This window comes from Bacillus sp. JZ34, from assembly GCF_053903205.1.
Genome location: NZ_CP096403.1, coordinates 1,751,454 through 1,774,284, shown reverse-complemented (window position 1 = coordinate 1,774,284; position 22,831 = coordinate 1,751,454). Strand labels below are relative to the sequence as shown.

Below are 22,831 nucleotides of genomic sequence, written 5' to 3'. Positions count from 1 at the left end.
TTTCAAACTCGTGAGAAACGAACATCCTTGTTCGTGCGTCTTTCCTAATAGAACACCATATACAGAGAGAGGATGACCTCTATGACCATAACGGAAAGAATATATACAGTTGAAGGATGCATGTTTTACACAAAGCAGAGAAAAGGAAAAAAGAACGCAACCATTATTTTTGAAGCGGACTACGGTTCTTCTTCAAAGACTTGGCAGCCCATTTTACCCGATATAGACGAAGATCTCGGCTTGTTTGCATACGACCGTGCAGGCCTTGGCAACAGCGGGCCGAGCAGCAGCAAAAGAACAGCGGATCAGATGGTGAAGGAACTAAAAGCGCTGCTTGCAGCAGCAGGCGTCAAACCACCATACCTGTTTGTTGCCCATTCGTTCGGCGCCGTCATTGCAAGGTTGTTTGCAAGCCGGTACAGCGATGAAGTCATCGGCATGGTGCTGCTTGATCCCGCTTGTGAAGATCAGGAGGAAACAGTGCTGCCTCTTCTTCCGGAAACATTAAAAGAAGACTACAGCAAACAGTTTTCGATCGAAGGGTCCCATGAGGACTTTCAACAAAGCCTAGACATTCTGAAGCAGGAAAAGAAACACCTTGGTTCGGTTCCTTTGCTCGTCCTTTCGGCGGGAAAAAGAACGGAGGCGGCGAAACAGGCTCATCACGAGTGGCTGAAGCTTCACAGCAGACTGCTGTCTCTTTCGCATCAAAGCGGCTGGATTCAAGCGAAAAACAGCTCGCATTTGATCCATCATGATGAGCCCCACATCGTCCAGCTTGCGATCTATGATGTGTGGTATGCCGCACAGCAGCAAACATACGCTTATCAAGCCGCCAATTAAACAAAAAAACCAGCAGACATTCTGCTGGTTTTTTGTTATTTTGTTTCTCGGTGTATCGTGTGCCTTTTCAGACGCGGAGAATATTTTTTCAATTCCAGGCGATCCGGATTTGTACGTTTGTTTTTTGTCGTAATATAATTGCGGTCCCCTGTTTCAGTACACGCCAATGTAATTTTGACTCTCATGTTGTCCTCCTTATCAAAACGTAATGATTACGCTTTATTATACACCATTTTAAAACCGTGTCAACAAAAAAAGCTTCCCGTCCCGCATTGCCGGAACAAAGAAGCTTCGAATGCCAATTAAGTTCTTTTGATCTCATGCTCATAAAAGTCAAAAGCTGCCACGGTATCAGGAAAGATCGCTTTCGCTTCATTGACCAGTTCAAGCACGTTTTCCCCCTGGTATCTTGCACTGATATGGGTTAAAATCAGTTCTTTTGCGCAGGCCTCCCGCGCTGTTTCCGCCGCTTGTTCTGAAGTGCTGTGATAATAGTCTCCGGCAAGCTCCCTGTCGCCTTTCGCAAATGTTGCTTCATGGATGAGGACATCGGCTTTTTCGGCAAGCTTCTTCACATTCTCGCATGGCCTCGTATCTCCGGAAAAAGCGACAATCCGCCCTTTTTTCGGCGGTCCGATAAAGTCTGCACCGCGAATCTTCCGGCCATCTTCCAATGTGACCGTCTCCCCGTTTTTCAGCTTTTGATAAACAGGGCCAGGCGAGACTCCGGTCTGTTTCAGCGCTTCGGCGTCAAGTGCGCCTGGAACATCTTTTTCCTGCACGCGGTATCCAAAAGCGGGGATGCCGTGAGATACGCTTCTCGCCGTCACGATAAACTGGTCATCTTCAAAGACTGTCCCTTCTTCAATCTCCTTAATCACAAGCGGATATGTGACATGCGTCCCCGATACGTCAAGCGCCGTTTCAAGAAACGTTTTGATTCCTTGCGGTCCGTACACGGTCAGCGGACCTTCTCCTCCCTGGAAAGAGCGGCTGCTGACAAGACCCGGAAGCCCGTATACATGATCGCCGTGAAGATGGGTAATAAAAATCTTTTCAATTTTTCTGGGCTTGATCGATGTATGTAAAATTTGATGCTGTGTGGCCTCCCCGCAGTCAAACAGCCAAACAGACCGCCTTTCTTCTAAAAGCTTCAATGCAACGGATGTGACATTCCTCGTTTTTGCGGGGATGCCTGCTCCCGTTCCTAAAAATAATAACTCCAATATCCTTTCCTCCTGCTAAAAACTTCATCTATCACAAGCATACAGGAAGTCTGAGAAAAAAGAAACGCCGGCTTCACGCCATGCTATGCAACTAAATACCCTGCCCGTTTTCAGTAAACTTTTCATACGATTCGATCTCAAATGTTTGCTTTAAGGGATTATTAGCTTTAAAATGAAGAAAATAAACTTAGCTTCGAATAAAGTGAGGTACGTTTAATTGAAAAAAGATCAAATGGAACCAAAAGCAGTTATCGTAATATTTGGCGCAACAGGGGATTTGGCAAAACGAAAACTATATCCTTCTATCCACAGGCTCTACGAAAACGGACAAATCGGGAATGAATTCGCGGTTGTCGGAGTCGGCAGACGCCCTTGGACAAATGAAGACTTTCGCAGTACCGTACAGCAATCGGTTTCGAAGTTTCCGTTAAACGAAAAGGATGTAGACGAGTTTACATCTCACTTCTACTATCATCCTTTTGATGTTACAAATTCCGGCTCATACCGGGAATTGAACGAACTTTTAGAGAAGCTGGAAAGTACATATGATATTCCGAATAACCGGATGTTTTACTTAGCGATGGCTCCTGAATTTTTCGGAACGATTGCAAAGTTCCTAAAATCAGAGGGTGTCACTTCAACAACAGGCTGGTCAAGGCTCGTGATCGAGAAGCCTTTCGGACATGATCTGCCGAGCGCAAAATCCTTGAATCAGGAAATTCGCGAAGCCTTTACAGAAGATCAAATCTATCGGATTGACCATTATCTAGGAAAGCAAATGGTGCAGAACATCGAAGTCATCCGCTTTGCCAACGCGATTTTTGAGCCGCTTTGGACAAACAGATACATCTCGAACATTCAAATCACGTCAAGTGAAGATTTGGGTGTGGAAGACAGAGCGAGATATTATGAAAAATCCGGTGCGCTTCGAGACATGGTTCAAAACCACATTCTTCAAATGGTGGCGCTGCTTGCGATGGAACCGCCGATCAAGCTGAACACGGAAGAGATCCGCAGCGAAAAAGTGAAGGTGCTCAGAGCCCTTCGTCCGATTCGAAAAGACGAAGTCGATCAGTTTTTTGTGCGCGGCCAGTATGACGCGGGTGTCGTTGACGAAAAACAGGTTCCGGCTTATCGCGATGAGCAAAATGTAGCAAAAGAGTCGAATACGGAAACGTTCGTTGCCGGCAAACTGCTGATCGACAACTTCAGATGGGCCGGTGTGCCGTTCTACATCCGGACAGGGAAACGGATGCAGAAAAAATCAACCCAGATTGTCGTCCAATTTAAAGACATTCCGATGAATCTTTATTACGGAAACGGCAACACGATGCATCCTAACCTGCTGGTGATCCATATTCAACCTGATGAAGGCATCACCCTTCATTTAAACGCAAGGAAGCTTGGAGGCGGCACTTTTGCCCAGCCGATCAAGCTCGACTACTGCCATAACTGCGGGGACGGCATCAACACGCCTGAAGCTTATGAAAAGCTGATTTTGGACTGTTTGCACGGAGACGCGACAAACTTTGCCCACTGGGATGAAGTTGCGCTTTCCTGGAGTTTTGTTGATGCGATTTCTCAAAACTGGGAGGAAAACAAAACCCTTTCCCCTAACTATGAGGCGGGCTCTATGGGACCGAAAGCTTCTGATGACCTGCTCGCAAAAGACGGCTTTCATTGGTGGCCGCTTTAATAAAAAACAGCCTTCACATTGAAGGCTGTTTTTTTATTTATGCTTTTAAGGCCTGCATTTCTTCTGGATGGCTTTTGTCCCGCTTCCACATCAGCTGAAGAACGAACAACAGAAGGAATATGCCGAGACCGATTATGTCGGAATAGCCCTCCGGATAAATCAGCAGAAGACCGCTGGCAGCCGCCATTATTCTTTCAAACCAGAACACTTTTCTCATCCAGAATCCAATCATGCCCGCACCGATGGCGATCATTCCGGACAATGCGGTAAAGATCACCCAGAGAATTTCATACCAATGCGCGTCAATCATGAGAAGCTCCGGAGACAGGACGAATACATACGGGATGATAAAAGCGGCAATCGCAAGCTTTGCTGAATTGATCCCCGTTCTGATCGGCTCTCCTCCCGCAACACCGGCGGCGGCAAATGCGGCCAAAGCAACGGGCGGTGTAATGTCAGCTACGATGCCGAAATAAAACACGAACAAGTGGGCCGACAGATCAGGAACATTCAGCAAAATCAAGGCTGGTGCGGCAATCGTTGACGTAATTACATAGTTTGCCGTCGTCGGCGATCCCATTCCGAGAACAAGAGCGGCGATCATTGTCAAAAAGAGCGAAGGCAGCAATGCGCCTCCTGCCAAATCGAGCAGGCCGTTTGCAAGTTTGAGGCCGAGACCCGTCTTTGTGACGACTCCGACGATGATGCCGGCAGCTGCCGTTGCCGCCGCAACGGAAAGCGCCATTCTCGCTCCTTCCGCGAGAGCCAGCACAATCCCTTTAACGCCCATTCGCGTTTCCCTGTTGAACAAACCGACCAGGATCGCCAGAACGATCGAATACAAAGCGGCATGCATGACCGTGATGCCCGACATTAACAAAAAGACGACCGAAACGATCGGAAGCAGCAAATAAATCTTTTTGAATACTTCCTTGCGGTTCGGCATTTCTTCTTTCGTTAATCCGCGCAGGCCGAGGCGCTTCGCTTCAAAGTGGGTCATAATCCAGATGCCCGTAAAGTACAAAACAGCCGGGATCATCGCGGCTTTCGCGATATCCCAGTACGTAATGCCTCCGCCGATGAACTCAACCATTAAAAAGGCGGCGGCTCCCATGATCGGAGGCATCAGCTGCCCGCCTGTAGATGCGGAAGCTTCGACTGCACCGGCAAATTCTTTTTTATAGCCCAGTTTTTTCATCATCGGAATCGTAAACGATCCGGAAGTGACGACATTGGCGACAGAGCTTCCGCTGATCGTTCCCTGAAGCGCACTTGAAAAAATCGCGACTTTTGCCGGTCCGCCAGTGCTTCGTCCGGCGATCGCCACAGCAAGGTCATTAAAATACTGCCCCACACCGGTTCTGACAAGAAATGAACCGAACAGGATGAACAGGAAGATGAATGTCGAAGACACAGCGAGCGGAGTGCCCAAAATTCCTTCCGTCGTAAAATACATCGTCTGAACGAGCCTTTCCAGCGTCAGGCCGTTGTGAGACAAAAAGCCCGGCAGATACGAGCCGTAAAGGCCGTACAAAAGAAACAGGCCGGCGATGATTGTAATCGGCAGCCCGACAGCACGTCTTGTCGCTTCCAATACGAGCAGGACGGCCAACAGTCCGACATAAAAGTCCGTTTCCGTGATCAATCCGATCCCGCCTACAATCGTTTCATAATTGGCAACCCAATAAGCGCCGACGCCCGCTCCTAATACGGCTAAGATTGCGTCATACCAGGCGACTTTGAATTTGCCGGTCTTCCGTAAACCTTTTGTCGCCGGAAACAATAAAAAAATCAGACCGAGCGCAAATCCTAAATGAACCGACCTTTGAATTTGAGCCGGAAAAACGCCAAAAATGGCTGTGTATAATTGAAACAAAGAAAAAGCGAGCAGGCCGACAAATGCAATGACCCCCGTCAACCCTTTGAGCTTTCTCGTCCCCGCTTCAGGATCGTATTTCTCCAGCAGTTCCTGCTGATCTTTTTCCGAAAGCTGCTCAGTCATTGATATTCACTCCCCTCAGTTGTTGCAAGACATTTAGTTTTCGGACATTCATCCTTGTCCATGTGCCGGGGCGGATGTACCGCTTTAACTCATGTTCAGCGCCTGAATACTTGATCCTGTGATTCGCCCTCACCCTTCCGATCCGCATGTCAATGAACGGAAAGGTCCTCTTCATATCCGAAATGGTATAGACACCGTTATTGATGACGAGCCTTTCACCTTGCTCCGCGTTTGCGGGCATCCCGACGGCCGGATCATGATAGGTCAGAGCGGTCTGCCGAATCATTCCTTTTTCCCACACATACGATTCGATCACTTCTGTCCGATGGATGGAATGCGTATAGATCACATCAAAGCTTTTCTTCTTTTGGAGGGGAAGAAAAGCGATGATCTCGCCGCTGTCCTCTTTCTCGAACACGACAGCGGTCTGATAAGGAATCAGGCATGCCGCTGCAAAAGCGGCAATAATCAGCGCCGGCACAAGCCGTTTTACAATTTTAAATTTCCCCATTTTTCCAAATCCCCTGCCGAATAGAAAAACGATAGACCGATGTTTCATTGCAACGGTCTATCGATTGTCCGGGCTTGTTCATCGCTTATCTGCCTGCGGCTTTACGATTTTTCTATCCCTTTTTCTTTGAAATATTTAGCCGCTCCAGGATGAATTTCAATATCGCCCAATCCTTCAAGCGCGGTTTCAGGCTTGATAAATTCGCCTTTGGCATGATTGATTTTATCGGCTTCAAACAGCGCTTTCGTCATTTTATAGACGGTGTCCTCATCCATCTTGTCGGATGCGACGAGCATCGCTTTGACAGCGACCGTGTTCATATCGCTCCCGATGCCGTAGGTGCCTTTTTTGATCGTATCCTCAGCATAGAACGGATACTTTTCCATCAGCTTTTCCTGCTTATCTTTTTCAATATTTAAAATTTTTATTTTATTTTGCGCAGAAAGCCCTTCGACAGCCCCGGTAGGCGTTCCAGCCGTGATGAAGGCGGCATCGATCGCGCCTGACTGAATGCCGTCTGTCGACTCTTCAAAAGACAGGTTTTGCGGTTTGATGTCGTCAAAAGACATCCCGTGAACCTCCAAAATCTGCTTGGCATTAATGTTGACCCCTGCACCCGCAGCACCCACGGAAACCGTTTTGCCTTTTAAATCTTCAATCGAATTGATTCCGCTTTTTTCCGTTGTTACAATCTGTACAGTTTCAGGATACAGGGCGGCAATCGCCTTGATTCCTTCAATTTTTTCTTTAAACATTTCTTTGCCTTCTATGGCATAAGTGGCAATGTCCGTCTGAGAAAAAGCGACCTCAGCTTCCCCTTTTTGCAGAGTTGCCATGTTTTCAGCAGAAGCACCTGTAGTCTGCGTCGTAAATATGTCTCCTGTTGCATCCTCCCAAAGGTTTGCAAATTGACCGCCGAGCGGATAATATGTACCGCCGGTTCCCCCTGTCAGCAGACTGTAGCTTTCTGATCCTTTTGACGCAGATCCACCGTCCTTATTTCCTGATGCATTGCCGCTTCCGCACGCTGCCAATCCCATGACAAGCGTCAGCAGCAATACAATCCATGATAAGCTTTTCCACTTTTTCATTCATTCTCCCCCTTTGCTTGTTGGACAAATAACAATCCTATCGTACCACGAAAAATGTATTAGTTGTCAATATATTGTTTTATTTCTAATTATTTAGTTAATTTTATGAGCAGCTGGTTCTGAATATGCGCACGGCCTCGGAAATTCCCGTCCGCTAAAGCGATGGCAGCCCACGATCCCCTCGGAGGACAAGCATGCTGGAAGATTGCATGACAACACAAAAAACCCGCGGTTATGCAGGTTTTTCATTTCCGAACATGGACGCTGGAAAACACAAACTTGTCGTAGCGATGCCTTGCAAAAGAATATTCAAACGGTTCTCCCGTATTTAAAAAAGCGACCTGTTCAACTTCAAGAACCGGATCGTCAGGGGCGCATTCCAAGTACTCTCGGTCGAGCGCATTCGACTTATCCGCCCTGATCTTCCGGTGCGAGCCGGCGATTGTCAGTTTCAGCGTCTCGGTGATGTGCCGGTAAACGGAGCCGTGAAGAACGTCTTCATTTAATTCAGAGATGACATTCGAAGGCATATACGTTTCTTCAATGACATACGGTTCGCCTTCAACCTTTCTGAGCCTGATGATATGATACACCGGAACGGTCTTTTCGATTGACAATTGCTTAGCCACTTCATCTGAAGGGAATTCGACATCAAATTGAATGATGCGGCTTTCGATTTGTTTATTGGCGAGAAGCTTGGTCAGCCCGAGGTTTTCGCGGTCTGTCACACTGACGGGAAGCTGCTGAATCGATGATTTTACTATGAAGGTGCCGTGTCCGCGCTTGCGGTACAGCATGCCTTCTGACACGAGAATATCGAGGGCTCTTTTCATCGTCATTCTGCTGCAGGAAAATTCTTTGGCGAGAGAAAGCTCATCAGGTATGGGCTGATCAATCGGATAGTATTCTTCCTGAATCCGCCTCCTCATTTCGTTTGAAATATATTCGTATTTTCTCATGTTTTAACCACCATTACTAAGGATTCTGTATGCTTGTAACACCTTCCTTATCATTATATCGGTTTTGAAGCGGAAATAAAAAGATGGCCCAACAGACCATCTTTTAGTCCGAGTCCTTTTTAAAAACCGTTGTTCTCGGCAAGTTTCTTAAACCAGTATCCGCTTTTTTTAATCGTTCGTTCGCCGTTTTTGTCAAGGTTGACAGATACAAATCCATAGCGGTTTTTATAGGCGTTCGTCCATGACCAGTTGTCCATGAATGTCCAAAGGTGATAACCTTTGACATTCGCTCCTTCCTGAATCGCTCTGTGCACCCATTTTAAGTGTTCTTCGATAAACGCAATTCGGTAGTCATCGCGGATTATGCCGTCTTCGCCACGGAAACGCTCTTCTCCTTCAACACCCATTCCGTTCTCAGAAATAAAGCATTCAATATTTCCATAGTTTTCTTTGACATTCATTAAAATATCATAGATTCCTTTTTCGTATATTTCCCAGCCGCGGTGGCGGTTCATTTTTCGTCCGGGCATTTCATAATGGTCAAAAAAACGCTCCGGCATAAAAGGCGCGTCCGGATGAGGCATGTGCTCCTTCGCTTTCACCCGTCTCGGCTGATAATAATTGATGCCGAGCAGATCGACAGTGTGATTTTTGATCAGCTCCAAGTCTCCTTCTTCCATGACAGGCAAATAGCCTTTTTCTTTTAAAATATCTGTTAAAAGCTGCGGAAACTCACCCTTAACGGCAGGATCAAGAAACGACCGGTTAAAGAAAGCGTCAGCTATTTCAGAAGCTCTCACATCTGCCGGGTGCTGGCTTCGCGGATAGGATGGCGTTAAATTTAAAATGATGCCGATTTTGCCGTCGCCTCCGAGTCTGCGGTAGGCTTCGACCGCTTTGGCGTTTGAAAGAATTTCATGGTATGCGACCTGGACGGCCTTTTGAAAGTCGATGATGTTCGGATAATGAAAATCGTATAAATAGCCGCCTTCAGCAGGAACGATCGGTTCATTGTGGGTAAACCATTTTTTCACACGATCCCCGTACAGCCGGAAGCACGTTTCCGCGTATGAAACAAAGCGATCGACGACTTGCCTGTTTTCCCATCCGCCGATATGCTGGAGCGCAAGCGGCATATCAAAATGATAAAGGTTGACAAAAGGCTCGATCCCAGCCGCCAGCAGCTCATCGATGACTTGGTTATAAAAGGCAGCTCCTTCCTCGTTCAACCGCCCTTTTCCTTCAGGAAACAGACGGGCCCACGAAATGGAGAAACGAAAAGAGTTGTGGCCGAGCTCCTTCATCAGCTGAATATCTTCTCTGTAAGTCTCGTAAAAACGCGAAGTCTTCTCAGGGCCTACTCCGTCAAAAAATCGGTTCGGCTCTTTTTCGTACCAGTGATCCCAAATGTTCTTTCCTTTGCCTCCTTCAGCCGCCGCTCCTTCAGTCTGAGTCGCGGATGCCGCCGACCCCCACCAGAAGCCTTTTGGAAAACGGTATTGAATTTGTTCTAGCTGCAGTTCTGTTTTTGACATGTCATCAATCTCCTTTTAAAGTCCTAGCGTTGTCTGATCTTGTTCCGCTGCATTGATTTCCTGCTCTTTTTTCATATTCATCCGGTCGATGAATTTCAAAAACGGGAACCAGATCATAAAGACAACGGCTAAATTCACAATCTGTAGAATGCCGCCGGCAAGCGAATTGGTCGCCATCATTCCGCTGATAAAAATCGGCACAGTCCAAGGAATCGTGACCCCGGTCGGCGGCGGCACAAGCCCGGACGCCATTGCGAAATACGTAATTAAAGTGACGATCATCGGCGAGATCACCCACGGAATAAAAATGAGCGGGTTCATGACGATCGGCAGGCCGAAAATGATCGGTTCATTTACGTTGAAAATCCCCGGCGCCGCTCCGAGTTTTGCGACCTGCTTCATCTGCTTGCTCTTCATAAACAGCAGGATGGCAATAATCACGGCCAGTGTCATCCCGGTTCCGCCCATTCCGACGGTGTACACTTCCATAAACTGCTTATTGATAATATGCGGAACTTCCCCTGTTGCGGTATAGCTATTCAAATTTTCGATCGAAAGCGTATTCCAGATCGGATCCATAACAGAGTTGATGATAATTTGCCCGTGGAGTCCGAAAAACCAGAGAAGCTGAGTAAAAAATATAGCAATCAAGGTCGGAATGATACCGCTTCCAAGGCCGACAAGCGGAGCCTGTACCAGATTGTAAATTAAATCGTGCATATTCGTATTGAACGCTTGGGTCACAAGGATATTGATGACCAAGTAGACAGACAAGGTCATCACCGCCGGAATCAGCGCGGCAAAAGATTTAGCTACAGCAGGCGGAACGCCGGCGGGCATTTTGATCGTATAGTTTTTCTGGACAAAAAATCTGAAAATCTCCGCGGATGTAAAGGCGGTAATCATTCCGAGGAACATCCCTTTCGCACCGAGCCTGTCAATCGGGATGACGTTCGGAATCACTTCCCCTCCTTCGCCGTTTAATACAAACGGAGTCAGCAGAAGGAACGATGCCAAAGCGACGACTCCTCCAAAAACCGCTTCGACTTCATAAGTTTTGGATAAATAATACCCGATCCCGAACACGACGAAAACGGACATAATGCTGATCGTTGCGCTCGGCGCTATGCTTAAAGCCGACTGGAACGTTTCAAGCGCCGATTTGCTCATCATTTTATTGAGAAACGGCAAATTGGTTAAAACGACAATGATCGATCCGAAAATGGTGAGCGGAAAAGCCAGCATAAACGCATCCCTCAGCACGCCTAAATACCGGTTGTTATTCAGCTTCCCGGCAATCGGCACCAAGAGGTTGCTCAATTTTTCAAACATGGTCTCTTATCCCCCTTCGATTTTGCCATACAGTGCGAATCATAGATTTTTCTCTTTGAATAATTCCAATAATTCGGACACAAGTTCCTTCATCGTGAGCGTCGACATCAAATGGTCCTCCGCGTGCAAGAGCAGCAAAGAGAACTCACTTTTTTCCCCGCCCGCTTCTTTTTGAATCATTTGAAAGTGAATATCATGGGCCTGCTGCAAATCGGCTTCAGCCTGGTGCAGCAGCTCCTCTGCTTTCTGAACGCTGCCGGCGCGGTATGCCCTGATGGACTGAATGACTTTGCTGCGGGCGTTTCCGCTATGAAGAATGAGCTGAAAGCAAATTTGTTCGCCTGTTAATTCATCGAGTTTTAATTTTCCCATCATTATCAATCTCCGATCAAGCTGAGCGCCTGTTCATAAGCTTTCTTTCCGTCTGCCATTCCGTAAGCCATCATATCAATCACATCAACCTTAGTACCGTACTGTTCTGCTTCTTTCTGCAGCTCGCCTTTTAAAAAGCTCATTTGCGGGCCGATGAGAACGACGTTTGCCTCTGCCATCTCTTTTTTTGCCTTGTCCTGTCCGACCGCCCAAATTTTTGCCTCGTCACCGATTGAATGCGCGTATTCCTCCATCTTGGTGACAAGGAGACTTGTCGACATACCCGAACTGCATGCAAGTAAAATCTTTTTCATCGTCATATCCTCCTTTATTAAAAGCGCTTTCACACAACTATTATTATATCTTTTTATTTTTATATGTCTAGACATTTAAAAATAAATGTATGTATTTATTTTGAATAATAAAAACCCCCTCTTCTTTCAAGAGGGGGGCCAAACAAATTATCGGGCGTATTTTTTGAACAGCTGAACTGCTTCCTTCGGCACGTAGAAGGATCCATTGCTTTCAACAATCACGCTGTCTAATTCATATTCCTTTCCGTTGATTCTGATGAGGTTTTTGTTCACCGGCATTTCGGCTTTCCCTTTTTTGCGCGATGCGACAAGAACTGGATTAGCCGGATCTTTCTGATCGATCGTTACGCTGGCTCCGGCTTTTTTAAATGCCTGTTTTGCTTCGATAAATAATTCGTTTGTTAATTTGTCTAAGTTGAAGCCCATTGCTTTTGCCATCGTTTTAGCGATGCCGGTGTTATCGACGAGCCCCTGCGGCTTTTCGGGACCGTACGAATACAGGAAGACATCTTCACCTGTATGACCGCCTGTTGTGAATCCGATGTTGGCTCGGTTGCTGAGCAGCTTGGTGAATAATGAAGCCGCTTCTTTTTTGTTTTTCACGCTTTTCAGCTGTTCCTTCTCTGCCGGCGTTAAATCATCAAGTCCGTAAAGCTTTGCCGCTTCTTCGATATTCGATAAATCGTCTTTTAATTTGCCGGTTGCGCCTTCCACCGTCATTTTAGCCTTTTTCAGCGGATCGATATAGGCTGATACCGGCGTTGTGTCATAGCCTTTCGTCGTGTTGCTGTTGCCGATGGAGATGCCGCTGTTGCCGTGGTCTGAGACGGCAATAACCATTGTATGTTTGTCTTTTTTAGCGAATTCAAGCGCTTCTTTCACCGCGTTATCAAATGCCAATACATCGCTGATCATGCCGATCGGATCGTTTTGATGCGCTGCCCAGTCAGGCTTGCTTCCTTCCACGAATAAAAAGAAACCGTCCTTGTCTTTAGAAAGCGTCTGAATCGATTTTTTCGTCATCTCCGCAATCGTCGGCTGCTCTGGATGCGTTGCACGGCGGTCCATGTCATACGCGAGATCGCGCTGTGAGAATGCGCCCCAAATTTTTTTCGATTTTGACTTGAGGAGCTGATCTTTCGTTTCAACAAAATCGTACTTTTTATCTTTGAGCACTTTGACAAGGTCTTCACCGTCTTTGCGGCTTTTATCCTTTGTCCCCGGCTGAAGCGATTCTTTTCCTCCGCCAAGGACAACGTCCATGTTTTGATAAACCTGCTGTTCACCGAGCACTTCAAAGTTATTGCGGTCCTTATGATGGCCGGAATAGCCGGCAGGCGTGGCATGCTGAATTTCAGAGGTTGCAATAATGCCAGTTGCTTTTCCCTTCTGTTTGGCGCCTTCCAGCACGTTTGCCACAGGCCGGTATTGATCTTTTTTACCGACCTTCTCGACACCTGGTGTATTCACCTTTGAAGGCAGCACTCCAATATAGGAAGAGTTTGATTTTCGTCCCGTTGCCATCGCAGTTGCTGCAGGTGCAGAATCAGTGATCGCCGATTCTGCCGAATGCGTCCGGACACCACCGCTGACAATCTGGTCCATCGCGAGCGGTTCGCCTTTATACCAGCGTGCCAATGTTGTTGCAGAAGAGCTTGTTCCATCCATGACCATCATGATCACGTTTTTGACCTTTGGTTGTTCCTTCTTTTTCGCTGTTTCCATTGCTGCACTGCCTGTTCCCGCTGATCCTAAAGCGACTGCGCCTGCCAGTGTAATGCCGACGATTCTGTTGCGTAAGAAACCCATTCTTATGTACTCCCTCCATAACCGCTTTTTGTTGACAAACCTACACTATCATTGCTATGTAAACAGCACTTTTGCTTTCTATTAATCTTATGTAAATTTTTTTGGGCTTATGATGAAAAGAAGGCACCCCGCCTTCTTTTCATCCTTTTCCAGCTTGGAATCCCGGGTATTTCGTCATTCCGCCGTCCACATACAGCGTCAGGCCCGTCACATAGCTCGCTTCTTCGGATGCAAGCCAGGCCGCGCAAGCCGCGACTTCCTCCGGCTTTCCGATATACCCGATCGGAATCAATTCAACAACGCCTTTTTTCAATTCGGGATCAGCGAATTTTTCGGCGTTAATCGGCGTATCGATCGCACCGGGTCCGATCGCATTTACCCGAATTCCTTTCGGGGCATATTCAAGGGCAAGGGTTTCCGTCAGCAGTTTTGCCCCGCCCTTGCTTGCCGCATAATGGACAAAATGCGGCCACGGGATTTGCTGATGGACGCTCGACATATTAATGACCGAGCCTTTAATATTATGATCGAGCATATAGCCGATCGCTTCCCGGCATCCTAAGAACATCCCTGTCAAATTAGTTGATATGACGCGGTTCCAGTCTTCCAGAGACAAATCCTCAGAAGGTACTTCATTTTCCACCCCAGCGTTGTTCACCATCACATCTACGGAACCGAATGAATCAACGGCCTGTCTGATCAGCGCTTTTACATTGTCTTCTTTTGAGACATCTCCTTGAACGGCAATCGCGCGCGCTCCACTGTTTTCTATTTTCTTCACCGTCTCTTCAGGATTTTCTTCTTCCTTGAAGTAATTGATCACTACATTGGCTTTTTCAGAACCGAAGCGAAGTGCCATCGCTTTTCCAAGACCTGTACCCGCCCCTGTAATAACCACCGTTTTTCCCTCTAAACTAGGATACATGGGTTGATTCCTCCTTATTGAAAATCTCTTTTGAGTAGGTTTCCACAGAAGCGCTTAAACATGCATCCTTCCGAAATCAAAAAACCGCAAGCTTTTCAGCTTGCGGTTTTACATCTTATTTCATCCACTCAGTGTGGAAAATGCCTTCTTTATCTGTACGCTCATACGTATGTGCGCCAAAGTAGTCGCGCTGCGCCTGAATCAGGTTGGCCGGCAATGTCGCAGTGCGATAGCTGTCAAAATAAGCGAGAGCGCTTGAGAAGCAAGGTACAGGAATTCCTTGTTCAACCGCAAGAGAAATCGTTTTGCGGAGAGCGCCCTGATAGCCTTCAACGATATTTTTGAAGTAAGGATCAAGAAGCAGGTTGTCAAGCCCCGGATCGCGGTCATACGCTTCTTTGATTTTTTGCAGGAACGCCGCGCGGATGATGCATCCTCCGCGGAAGATCATCGCGATATCGCCGTATTTCAAATCCCAGCCGTATTCTTCTGATGCGGCTTTCATTTGAGCGAAGCCCTGTGCGTAAGAACAGATTTTGCTCATGAAGAGTGCTTTTCTGACCGCTTCGATCAGCTCTTCTTTGTTCTCGGCGGCTGGTTTCGCTTCAGGACCTGTCAGAAGCTTGCTTGCTTTGACGCGCTCTTCTTTCATGGAAGAAATGAAGCGGGCGAAAACGGATTCCGTAATGATCGGAAGCGGCACGCCCAGGTCAAGAGCGCTTTGGCTCGTCCATTTTCCTGTGCCTTTTTGACCTGCTTTATCGAGGATGACATCAACGAGCGGCTTGCCAGTTTCCTCGTCTTTTTTCGTGAAAATATCAGCCGTGATTTCGATCAGATAGCTGTCAAGCTCTCCTTTATTCCACTCGGAGAAGACTTCGTGAAGCTCATCTGAAGACAGACCGACAATGTGTTTCAAAATAAAGTATGATTCTGAGATCAGCTGCATGTCTCCGTATTCGATGCCGTTATGAACCATTTTTACATAATGGCCGGCGCCGTCTGGACCGATGTATGTCGTACACGGTTCGCCGTCTACTTTTGCAGAAATCGCTTCAAGAATCGGCTTGACAAGCTCATGGGCTTCTTTTTGTCCGCCTGGCATGATAGAAGGACCTTTCAGAGCGCCTTCCTCACCGCCGGAAACACCGGTGCCGATGAAGTGAATGCCGCTTTCGGCCAGCTCTCTGTTTCTTCTCTGCGTATCTTTATAATATGTATTTCCGCCGTCAATCAAAATGTCGCCTTTTTCAAGATGAGGCAGGAGCGATTGAATCGTTGCGTCTGTCGGTGTTCCAGCTTTGACCATCAACAGAATTTTGCGCGGTTTTTCAAGAGATTGAACGAACTCTTCAATGCTGTATGTACCGACAACGTTTTTGCCTTCGGCTTCTTTCAGAAACTCTTCCGTTTTCTCGCTTGATCTGTTGTAAACAGAAACCGTAAACCCGCGGCTTTCAATGTTTAGAGCCAAGTTTTTTCCCATTACTGCTAAACCAACTACACCTATTTGTTGTTTTGCCATGTCAAACGTCCCTTCTAAAGCGTTTAGCATTTTAGTTTAATTTTTATTTAAATTGAAATTACCACACTTTGACCTACATTTTCAAGCTATTGATCTTGTCTCTCGTCCTGGAAAAAATCTTTGTTAAAGCTTGTTCCGCTCGTCTTGCTTTCTTTTTTCACGATCCTGATCCCTTTTTTGATGAGGTCTGTTCCATATTTTTCATTCAATTCGGCCATCACTTTTTGGATCGGCTCATCTTTGGCATCCTCATGAAACGAAAATAAATCAAGCTGTTTGACGGCTTCCTTCCGATTGACGAGGTCTGTTCCCGTCACGCCTAAAAGTCTGACAGGGCTTCCGTGCCAATGCTGCCTGAAAAGGGCTTTCGCTTCCTTCGCAATATCTTCTCTTGAATCGGTCGGATTCAGAAGGGTCTTGCTTCTGGTTATGTTCGTCCAATCCGCAAAGCGGATCATGATGAAAACTTTTGCTGCCATGACCTCTTTTCGCTTCAGCCTGTCGCTTACTGAGACGGAAAGCTTGTCAATCAGGCCGCACAATTCCTTCTCATCTGTGCTGTCATACGGGAGAGTCGAGGAATTGCCGACGCTTTTGAATTCGTATATCCTGTCGGGATTCACCTCTCCGGTGTCGATGCCGTTTGCCCTCCTTTTTAAACGGGGGCCGTTGATACCTAGGAGGCGCTTTAAAGCATACTCATCTGCGGCAGCCAAATCGCCGATCTTGCCGATATCAAGCGTCTTGAGCTTTTCAGCGGTTTTCCGGCCGACTCCGTACATCTCGCTGATGTCCATGGGCCAAAGAATCCGGGGCACTTCGCGCTTTCTCAATATCGTAATGCCGAGCGGTTTTTTCATATCCGAAGCCATTTTGGCCAGGAATTTATTCGGAGCGATCCCGATGCTTGACGGAAGAAGCAGTTCTTCTTGAAGGCGCTCTTGAATTTCCTTCGCCGTTTCATATGCCCGATTTCTGTATGGCGTGTCCGTTAAATCCATGTACCCTTCATCAATGGAAACAGGCTCGACAAGGTCCGTATACTCCCTGAGCACTTGAAACATTTCTCTTGAAGAGCTTCTGTAGCGGTCGAAATTCGGCGGCTTGACGATCAGCTCGGGGCAGAGCCGCTTCGCTTCCCAAAGCGGCATAGGCGGTTTTACGCCGCGTGCTCTCGCCTCGTAGCTGCACGTGACGACGATGCCTTTCCGCTCCTTTGCATTTCCCGCGATGGCGAGCGGCCTGCCTTTCAGCGAAGGGTCATACGCCATTTCAACAGACGCGTAAAAGCTGTTCATATCGATATGAAAGATGACTCTTCCCTTTTGTTTATCAGCAGACAAAACGGCTCCCTCCTGGTACTCAAATTAGACATCCCGGCATTCATATAGTAAGATGTTAAATGAAACGGAAGTGATAATAGATGATTCTTGAATCTTTCAACGATGCTTTTTTACTGTTTGAGTTTTTCACAATCGTCCTTCCCGCACTGACGGCGATCGGTATCGCCCTCATCCTAAAGGACTGCAGTACGGGCGACAGCTGGAAAACGAAACGGTTTGAAGAATATCATGCAATACAGTTTGTTTCTGCAATCGATTTTCTTATCATCCTATATCATCGCATTACGGTATGGATAAGTAAAGTCATTCGCATGAAAGCTTCATCGAACGACGATGAAGACCACCGTTCCCTTCTTCTTTCAATTTAAACGGGAAAAGGTGTCCGGCAGACGGGCCCTTTTATTCAGAAGGAGGAGAACGTGTTGAACACGAAATTAAAACAATTGTTTGCGACTGCAATGTTTTTGATCATGACCATGTTTATAGGTGAACAAGCTTCGGCAGCCACCGGCAGTACCGGAGGAAGCGACAACTTCTTCCAACACTATGTCGTGGGGCCTTTTTCAGAGCTGATTAAAGGAATCGCCGGATTTTTCCACGGAAACTACGGACTGTCGATTATTTTTGTGACCATCATCGTCCGGGTTCTCGTCTTTCCGCTGTTTGCCAACCAGTATAAAAAACAGCGGGCCATGCAGGAAAAAATGGCGCTTGTCAAACCTGAGCTGGATGCGATTCAAAGCAAGCTAAAAAAGACGAAAGATCCTGTGAAGCAGAGGGAAATTCAGCAGGAGATGATGCAGCTTTACCAAAAGCATAACATCAATCCGCTGGCGATGGGCTGCCTGCCGATGCTGATTCAGTTTCCGATCCTAATCGGTTTTTATTATGCGATCCGCTCGACGCCCGAAATTGCTTCACACTCTTTTCTCTGGTTTAACCTCGGGCATTCGGATATTATCGTATCTTTATGCGCCGGGTTCATGTATTTTATCCAGTTCTATGTGTCTCAAAAGCTGAACGCACAGAACGCCCAAACAAATCCGGCGGCTCAGCAGTCCGCCAAAATCATGGGCTTCTTTTTCCCTGTGATGATGACGATCTTTTCGATCAACGTCCCTGCAGCCCTGCCGCTGTACTGGCTGACAAGCGGACTGCTTCTGACGATTCAATCCGTCGTTCTTCATCAAGTTTACCAAAAAAACAAAAAAGCCATTCAGCCTGCTGAATCGGCTACAAAATAAAAAAGCTTGCGCCTTTAAAGGCGCAAGCTTTTTTGCGTTTCCCTTCCATCTTCTCGATCGCGACTTCAGGTAGTGTGACCGTTTCCGCTGAAACCATCGGCTCGAGCTGAAACGGTCCCTGTAAAAACCCGCCTTTATGACGGGTTTGCTACTTCCTCAATAATGGCAACAACCATTTCTGCAGTTTTGACAAGTTCCTCAATCGGCATTTTTTCGTTTTTCGTATGGATTTGTTCATATCCGACTGCAAGGTTGACAGTCGGAATGCCGTGTCCTGCGATGACGTTCGCATCGCTTCCTCCGCCGCTCGTCAATAGCTCGTACGGACGGCCGATTTTCCCGGCGGCTTTTTTGGCGATTTCAACGACGAGATCCCCGTCTTTGTATTTAAAGCCCGGGTACATGACTTCGATTTCCACCTCGGCTCTGCCACCCATTTCAGCGGCGGCTGCTTCAAACGCCTGCTTCATTTTTTCGGTCTGCTTTTCCATTTTTTCCGGAACAAGCGAACGGGCTTCAGCGAGAATGTCGACCTGATCGCAGACGATATTGGTTTGCGTTCCGCCCTCAAAGCGGCCGATATTAGCCGTCGTCTCCTCGTCGATGCGGCCAAGCGGCATTTTGGCAATCGCTTTTGAAGCGATCGTGATGGCGGAGACTCCTTTTTCCGGCTCTACTCCGGCATGAGCCGTTTTTCCGTAGACAGTTGCTCTAATTTTCGCCTGTGTCGGCGCTGCTACGATAATATTGCCGACCTTCCCGTCGGAATCAAGCGCATATCCGTAATCGGCTTTGATCAGCGATCGGTCTAAAGCTTTCGCTCCGACAAGCCCCGATTCTTCGCCGACCGTAATGATAAACTGGATCGTTCCGTGCGGAATGTTTTTTTCTTTCAGCACTTTTACGGCTTCGAGCATCGCTGCAAGGCCTGTTTTGTCGTCAGCTCCCAAAATCGTTGTGCCGTCTGTTTTGACATATCCGTCTTCAATGACCGGCTTCACACCTTTTCCGGGCACGACGGTATCCATGTGGGATGTAAAGTAAATCGTGTCCGCCTCTTTCGTTCCAGGAAGCGTGCACACGAGGTTTCCCGCTCCGTGCCCCGTTTTTGGCGCGGTGTCATCCTCCACGACATCCATTCCAAGAGCAGCAAATTTTTCTTTCAGCACCTTGCAAATATCAGCTTCGTGTTTTGTCTCGGAATCAATTTGCACAAGTTCTAAAAACTCTTCTAACAGGCGTTTTTCATTCATGCTAGTTTCCCCTCCATTTTTAAAGCGGTATATTTCCATGCTTTTTGTCCGGCCTGATTTCTCTTTTGCTCTTCAGCATGTCAAACGTTTGGATCAGCTTCTTCCGCGTCTCTTTCGGATCGATGATATCGTCTACCATGCCGTATCTTGCAGCGGCAAAAGGGCTTGAAGCGTGCATGCATTTCCGGATTTTTTCCTCGCGGGCGGCCCGCGGGTCTTCCGACCGTTCGATTTCCTTCGCGAACAGCACATCCGCAGCTTCCGAGGCGCCCATCACTGCAATTTCTACATTCGGCCAAGCAAACACGGCATCAGCTCCAAGCGCCTTGCTGTTTAAAGCGACATATGCTCCGCCGTATGCTTTTCTTAAAATGACCGTCACCTTGCAGACGGCGGCTTCCGCATACGCGTAAAGGATTTTAGCGCCGTGTCTGATCACCCCGCCGTGCTCTTCGCGTATTCCCGGAAGAAAGCCGGGACAATCCACCAAAGTCAAAATCGGGATCTGAAAGGAATCGCAAAAACGGATAAACCGGGCGATTTTGTCAGCCGCATCCATGCTGAGGCTTCCGGCTAAATACTTCGGCTGGTTGGCCACGATCGCCGCCGTTCCCCCCGCTATCCTTGCAAAACCGATCACCGCGTTTTTGGCAAAGTGGCGCTGCACTTCAAAAAATGTTCCGCTGTCTGCGATTTCCGCGATGATCTGTTTGATGTCATACGGCCGCTGACCGTCTTCAGGCAGAATCGTCATTAAATCAGGCCTTATCTCATCGTCTTTCGCCTTTCTCGCCTTAGCCGGAGGCTTTTCTTCGTGATTCTGGGGGATGTAGGACAAGAGCTTGCGCACCTCACTGAGGACGGCCTCATCGGAATCCCCGGAAAAATGGGCATTCCCGCTGATTGAATTATGTATATAGGCGCACCCCAATTCTCCGGAGCTGACAGCTTCGCCTGTCGCCGTTTTGATGACTTTCGGACCGGTAATGAACATCTGTCCGGTTTTTTCGTTCATGAAAACGAAGTCGGTCAAAGCTGGAGAATAAACCGCGCCGCCCGCACAAGGGCCGAGAATGACAGAGATTTGCGGAATGATGCCTGAGCAAAGGACATTTCGGTAAAAAATATGACCGTATCCATCTAATGATAGCACACCCTCTTGAATTCTCGCACCACCTGAGTCGTTCAGACCGATGAAAGGGGCCTTATTTTTGAGGGCAAGATCCATGACGGCCGCTATTTTTTTGGCGTGCATTTCTCCGAGCGCTCCGCCGGTGACGGTAAAATCCTGGGAAAACAGATAAACGGGCCGCCCATCGATTTTTCCGAATCCCGTGACAACCCCGTCGCCTAACGGGCCGCCGGACTGCCGGCTTCTGGCAAAAGCATTCAGCTCAGTGAACGTTCCCTCATCAAGCAGAAGATCGATTCTCTCTCTGGCGGTGAGCTTGCCTTTTTGCTTCTGCCTGTCGATCCGTTCCTGCCCGCCCCCTAGCAAAGCTTGTTGACGGCTGTTGTTTAAATCGTCGACTCTTTCAAACATATTCATCGTGTTCTGCCCCTTCTCTATTTGATTCTTACACGAAACTTGTCCGATGAAAAAAAGCAGTATAAAATAATGGGAGATTAAAAAACAGAGGTGAAAAGCTTGTCTCGAAAATTCATCAAATTCATGGTTATTTTAATGATCGGCGTCATGGTGCTGACGACTCTGCTTACCGGACTCAGCATGATTTTTTAATACAAATCATGAAAGCAGGCGGCTCTTTTTGCGGAGAAACGCCTGCTTTTCTTCAAGCCCGGACTTCCGCAGGAATAGAAAAAACCGCACGGGTTTCCCCCTGTTCCATTAGATTGACCAATGAAGGAGAAACTCATGCGGTTATGCAGGAGATTTAATTCCTTTAAAGTAGCTCTTAATCACAAGATACTGTTCCATTTCGCCGAGAAAATTGAAAAGAGCAGCGCGCGCTTCAAATTCTTCGCGTGTCGTCGGCAGCTCCATCTCATCAATTTCCTCTCTCATTTTCACGAGCCGCTTCAAAAACTTATGAGCCGTATTGCCGGGATGGATGGCTCCTCTTAAATCATGAAGAAACGCTGCGATCATATGCCCCTGTTCAACCGTCATCGAAATCGACGTGATTTTCGGCAGGACCCTTTCGATAATTTCAAACTGCTTTTCTCTCATTTTAAAGTAGTGATAATAGAGATTTTCGTGCCTGAGAAAGTGATTTTCCACATCACGGTATGCCAGGGTCTTCGCTTCATTGATCAAACGGTGCGTCTCAGGAATCTCTTTTCCCGTCCAGTCCTGTTCCCCGGTCAGCAAATAGCGTTCGATTTCTTCAAAAATCTTGGCAAAGTTATCTTCGATTTTCTGCTGATACTGTTTGAGCTCTTTATCGAGGCTCGGCATGTACAAATTCATCAGCAGGGCAACGCCGATTCCCGTAATGATGATGAGGCATTCATTCCAAATGAGAGAAAGGGTGATCCCTTCTGACATATAAAGATGAAGAATGATGACCGAACTTGTGACGATTCCTTCTTTTATTTTCAGAAGAACGGTTGTCGGAATAAAGAACAGCAGCATCAGACCGATGACAGCCGGATGATAGCCGATCAGTTCAAAAAACGCGTATGAAAAAACGATCGCAAGAATGCATGCCGCAAACCGGGCCCATGATGCCTGAAGGGACCGCTTTTTCGTCACTTGAATACAGAGGATCGTGATGATCCCTGTCGACACAAAATTATGAAGGCCGAGCAGCTGTGCGATATAGATGGCCAATGCTGTGCCAAGCGCTGTTTTTAATGTGCGATAACCTATTTTAAACATCGTTAACCC

At 47.3% G+C, this 22,831-nt stretch carries 22 protein-coding genes; 5 read left to right on the top strand and 17 right to left on the bottom strand.

From position 1 onward, the window contains the following. Nucleotides 1–81: 81 nt before the first annotated feature. Nucleotides 82–843 (top strand): alpha/beta fold hydrolase, encoded by a 762-nt coding sequence (locus M1D90_RS09100; protein WP_033155092.1) that lies wholly within the window; start codon nt 82–84, stop codon nt 841–843. Between the two features lie 35 nt (nt 844–878). Here the strand turns inward: M1D90_RS09100 and rpmG are convergent, their stop codons facing one another. Together rpmG and rnz are read right to left on the bottom strand one after the other, a co-directional pair. Then, the gene (rpmG, locus tag M1D90_RS09095) at nt 879–1,028 is read right to left on the bottom strand and encodes a 50S ribosomal protein L33 (RefSeq protein WP_003183271.1); all 150 of its coding nucleotides are present in this window, start codon (nt 1,026–1,028) and stop codon (nt 879–881) included. Nucleotides 1,029–1,145: 117 nt separating this feature from the next. After that, on the bottom strand, nt 1,146–2,069 hold the full coding sequence (rnz, locus tag M1D90_RS09090) for a ribonuclease Z (RefSeq protein WP_025811189.1): 924 nt from the start codon (nt 2,067–2,069) through the stop codon (nt 1,146–1,148). 232 nt (nt 2,070–2,301) lie between these two features. Between rnz and zwf the strand changes: the two genes are divergently transcribed. Further along, nucleotides 2,302–3,765 carry a glucose-6-phosphate dehydrogenase gene (zwf, locus tag M1D90_RS09085; protein WP_031304722.1) on the top strand — a complete coding sequence of 488 codons (1,464 nt, stop codon included), beginning with the start codon at nt 2,302–2,304 and terminating at the stop codon, nt 3,763–3,765. A gap of 37 nt (nt 3,766–3,802) precedes the next feature. On the opposite strand, the gene M1D90_RS09080 is transcribed toward zwf, so the two are convergent. From M1D90_RS09080 to M1D90_RS09025, 12 genes are all read right to left on the bottom strand, one after another. After that, nucleotides 3,803–5,767, bottom strand: coding sequence for a TRAP transporter permease (locus tag M1D90_RS09080; RefSeq protein WP_101561064.1), 1,965 nt, complete (start codon nt 5,765–5,767; stop codon nt 3,803–3,805). Beyond that, a complete protein-coding gene (locus M1D90_RS09075) occupies nt 5,760–6,278 on the bottom strand; it encodes a DUF1850 domain-containing protein (RefSeq protein ID WP_146874526.1) in 519 nt (172 codons plus the stop codon). The genes M1D90_RS09080 and M1D90_RS09075 overlap by 8 nt, the downstream gene beginning before the upstream one ends. A 101-nt stretch (nt 6,279–6,379) precedes the next feature. Then, the gene (locus tag M1D90_RS09070; protein WP_130569432.1) at nt 6,380–7,369 is read right to left on the bottom strand and encodes a TAXI family TRAP transporter solute-binding subunit; all 990 of its coding nucleotides are present in this window, start codon (nt 7,367–7,369) and stop codon (nt 6,380–6,382) included. 245 nt (nt 7,370–7,614) lie between these two features. Further along, complete coding sequence (locus tag M1D90_RS09065; protein ID WP_020452095.1) at nt 7,615–8,328, bottom strand: GntR family transcriptional regulator; 714 nt, start codon at nt 8,326–8,328, stop codon at nt 7,615–7,617. A gap of 119 nt (nt 8,329–8,447) precedes the next feature. Beyond that, nucleotides 8,448–9,863, bottom strand: a complete 1,416-nt coding sequence (locus M1D90_RS09060) for a glycoside hydrolase family 1 protein (RefSeq protein ID WP_268015751.1) — start codon at nt 9,861–9,863, stop codon at nt 8,448–8,450. Between the two features lie 15 nt (nt 9,864–9,878). After that, a complete protein-coding gene (gene celB / locus M1D90_RS09055) occupies nt 9,879–11,195 on the bottom strand; it encodes a PTS cellobiose transporter subunit IIC (protein ID WP_035338357.1) in 1,317 nt (438 codons plus the stop codon). Between the two features lie 39 nt (nt 11,196–11,234). Further along, complete coding sequence (locus M1D90_RS09050; RefSeq protein ID WP_025811183.1) at nt 11,235–11,567, bottom strand: PTS lactose/cellobiose transporter subunit IIA; 333 nt, start codon at nt 11,565–11,567, stop codon at nt 11,235–11,237. Between the two features lie 5 nt (nt 11,568–11,572). Continuing rightward, on the bottom strand, nt 11,573–11,881 hold the full coding sequence (locus M1D90_RS09045; protein ID WP_065643274.1) for a PTS sugar transporter subunit IIB: 309 nt from the start codon (nt 11,879–11,881) through the stop codon (nt 11,573–11,575). Between the two features lie 147 nt (nt 11,882–12,028). Then, nucleotides 12,029–13,690 (bottom strand): alkaline phosphatase, encoded by a 1,662-nt coding sequence (locus M1D90_RS09040; RefSeq protein WP_020452100.1) that lies wholly within the window; start codon nt 13,688–13,690, stop codon nt 12,029–12,031. A gap of 139 nt (nt 13,691–13,829) precedes the next feature. Further along, a complete protein-coding gene (locus tag M1D90_RS09035) occupies nt 13,830–14,615 on the bottom strand; it encodes an SDR family oxidoreductase (RefSeq protein ID WP_020452101.1) in 786 nt (261 codons plus the stop codon). Nucleotides 14,616–14,730: 115 nt separating this feature from the next. After that, on the bottom strand, nt 14,731–16,140 hold the full coding sequence (gene gndA, locus M1D90_RS09030) for an NADP-dependent phosphogluconate dehydrogenase (RefSeq protein ID WP_020452102.1): 1,410 nt from the start codon (nt 16,138–16,140) through the stop codon (nt 14,731–14,733). 86 nt (nt 16,141–16,226) lie between these two features. Further along, nucleotides 16,227–17,438, bottom strand: coding sequence for a DNA polymerase IV (locus M1D90_RS09025; protein ID WP_229029996.1), 1,212 nt, complete (start codon nt 17,436–17,438; stop codon nt 16,227–16,229). A gap of 125 nt (nt 17,439–17,563) precedes the next feature. Here M1D90_RS09025 and M1D90_RS09020 point away from each other — a divergent pair, with 125 nt between their 5' ends. Beyond that, nucleotides 17,564–17,851, top strand: a complete 288-nt coding sequence (locus tag M1D90_RS09020) for a hypothetical protein (RefSeq protein ID WP_020452104.1) — start codon at nt 17,564–17,566, stop codon at nt 17,849–17,851. A 90-nt stretch (nt 17,852–17,941) separates the two neighbouring features. Continuing rightward, complete coding sequence (locus M1D90_RS09015) at nt 17,942–18,727, top strand: membrane protein insertase YidC (RefSeq protein ID WP_229078641.1); 786 nt, start codon at nt 17,942–17,944, stop codon at nt 18,725–18,727. A 134-nt stretch (nt 18,728–18,861) separates the two neighbouring features. Here M1D90_RS09015 and M1D90_RS09010 read toward each other — a convergent pair whose 3' ends face one another. Both M1D90_RS09010 and M1D90_RS09005 read right to left on the bottom strand, forming a co-directional pair. Then, nucleotides 18,862–19,980 (bottom strand): tripeptidase T, encoded by a 1,119-nt coding sequence (locus M1D90_RS09010; protein ID WP_023855148.1) that lies wholly within the window; start codon nt 19,978–19,980, stop codon nt 18,862–18,864. Between the two features lie 19 nt (nt 19,981–19,999). Further along, nucleotides 20,000–21,529, bottom strand: coding sequence for an acyl-CoA carboxylase subunit beta (locus M1D90_RS09005; RefSeq protein ID WP_456283369.1), 1,530 nt, complete (start codon nt 21,527–21,529; stop codon nt 20,000–20,002). 99 nt (nt 21,530–21,628) lie between these two features. On the opposite strand from M1D90_RS09005, the gene prli42 reads away from it, so the two are divergent. After that, nucleotides 21,629–21,721, top strand: a complete 93-nt coding sequence (gene prli42, locus M1D90_RS09000) for a stressosome-associated protein Prli42 (RefSeq protein ID WP_023855150.1) — start codon at nt 21,629–21,631, stop codon at nt 21,719–21,721. Between the two features lie 141 nt (nt 21,722–21,862). On the opposite strand, the gene M1D90_RS08995 is transcribed toward prli42, so the two are convergent. Then, entirely contained in the window at nt 21,863–22,822 is a 960-nt protein-coding gene (locus tag M1D90_RS08995; RefSeq protein ID WP_020452108.1) for an aromatic acid exporter family protein, read from the bottom strand. Nucleotides 22,823–22,831: the final 9 nt, after the last annotated feature.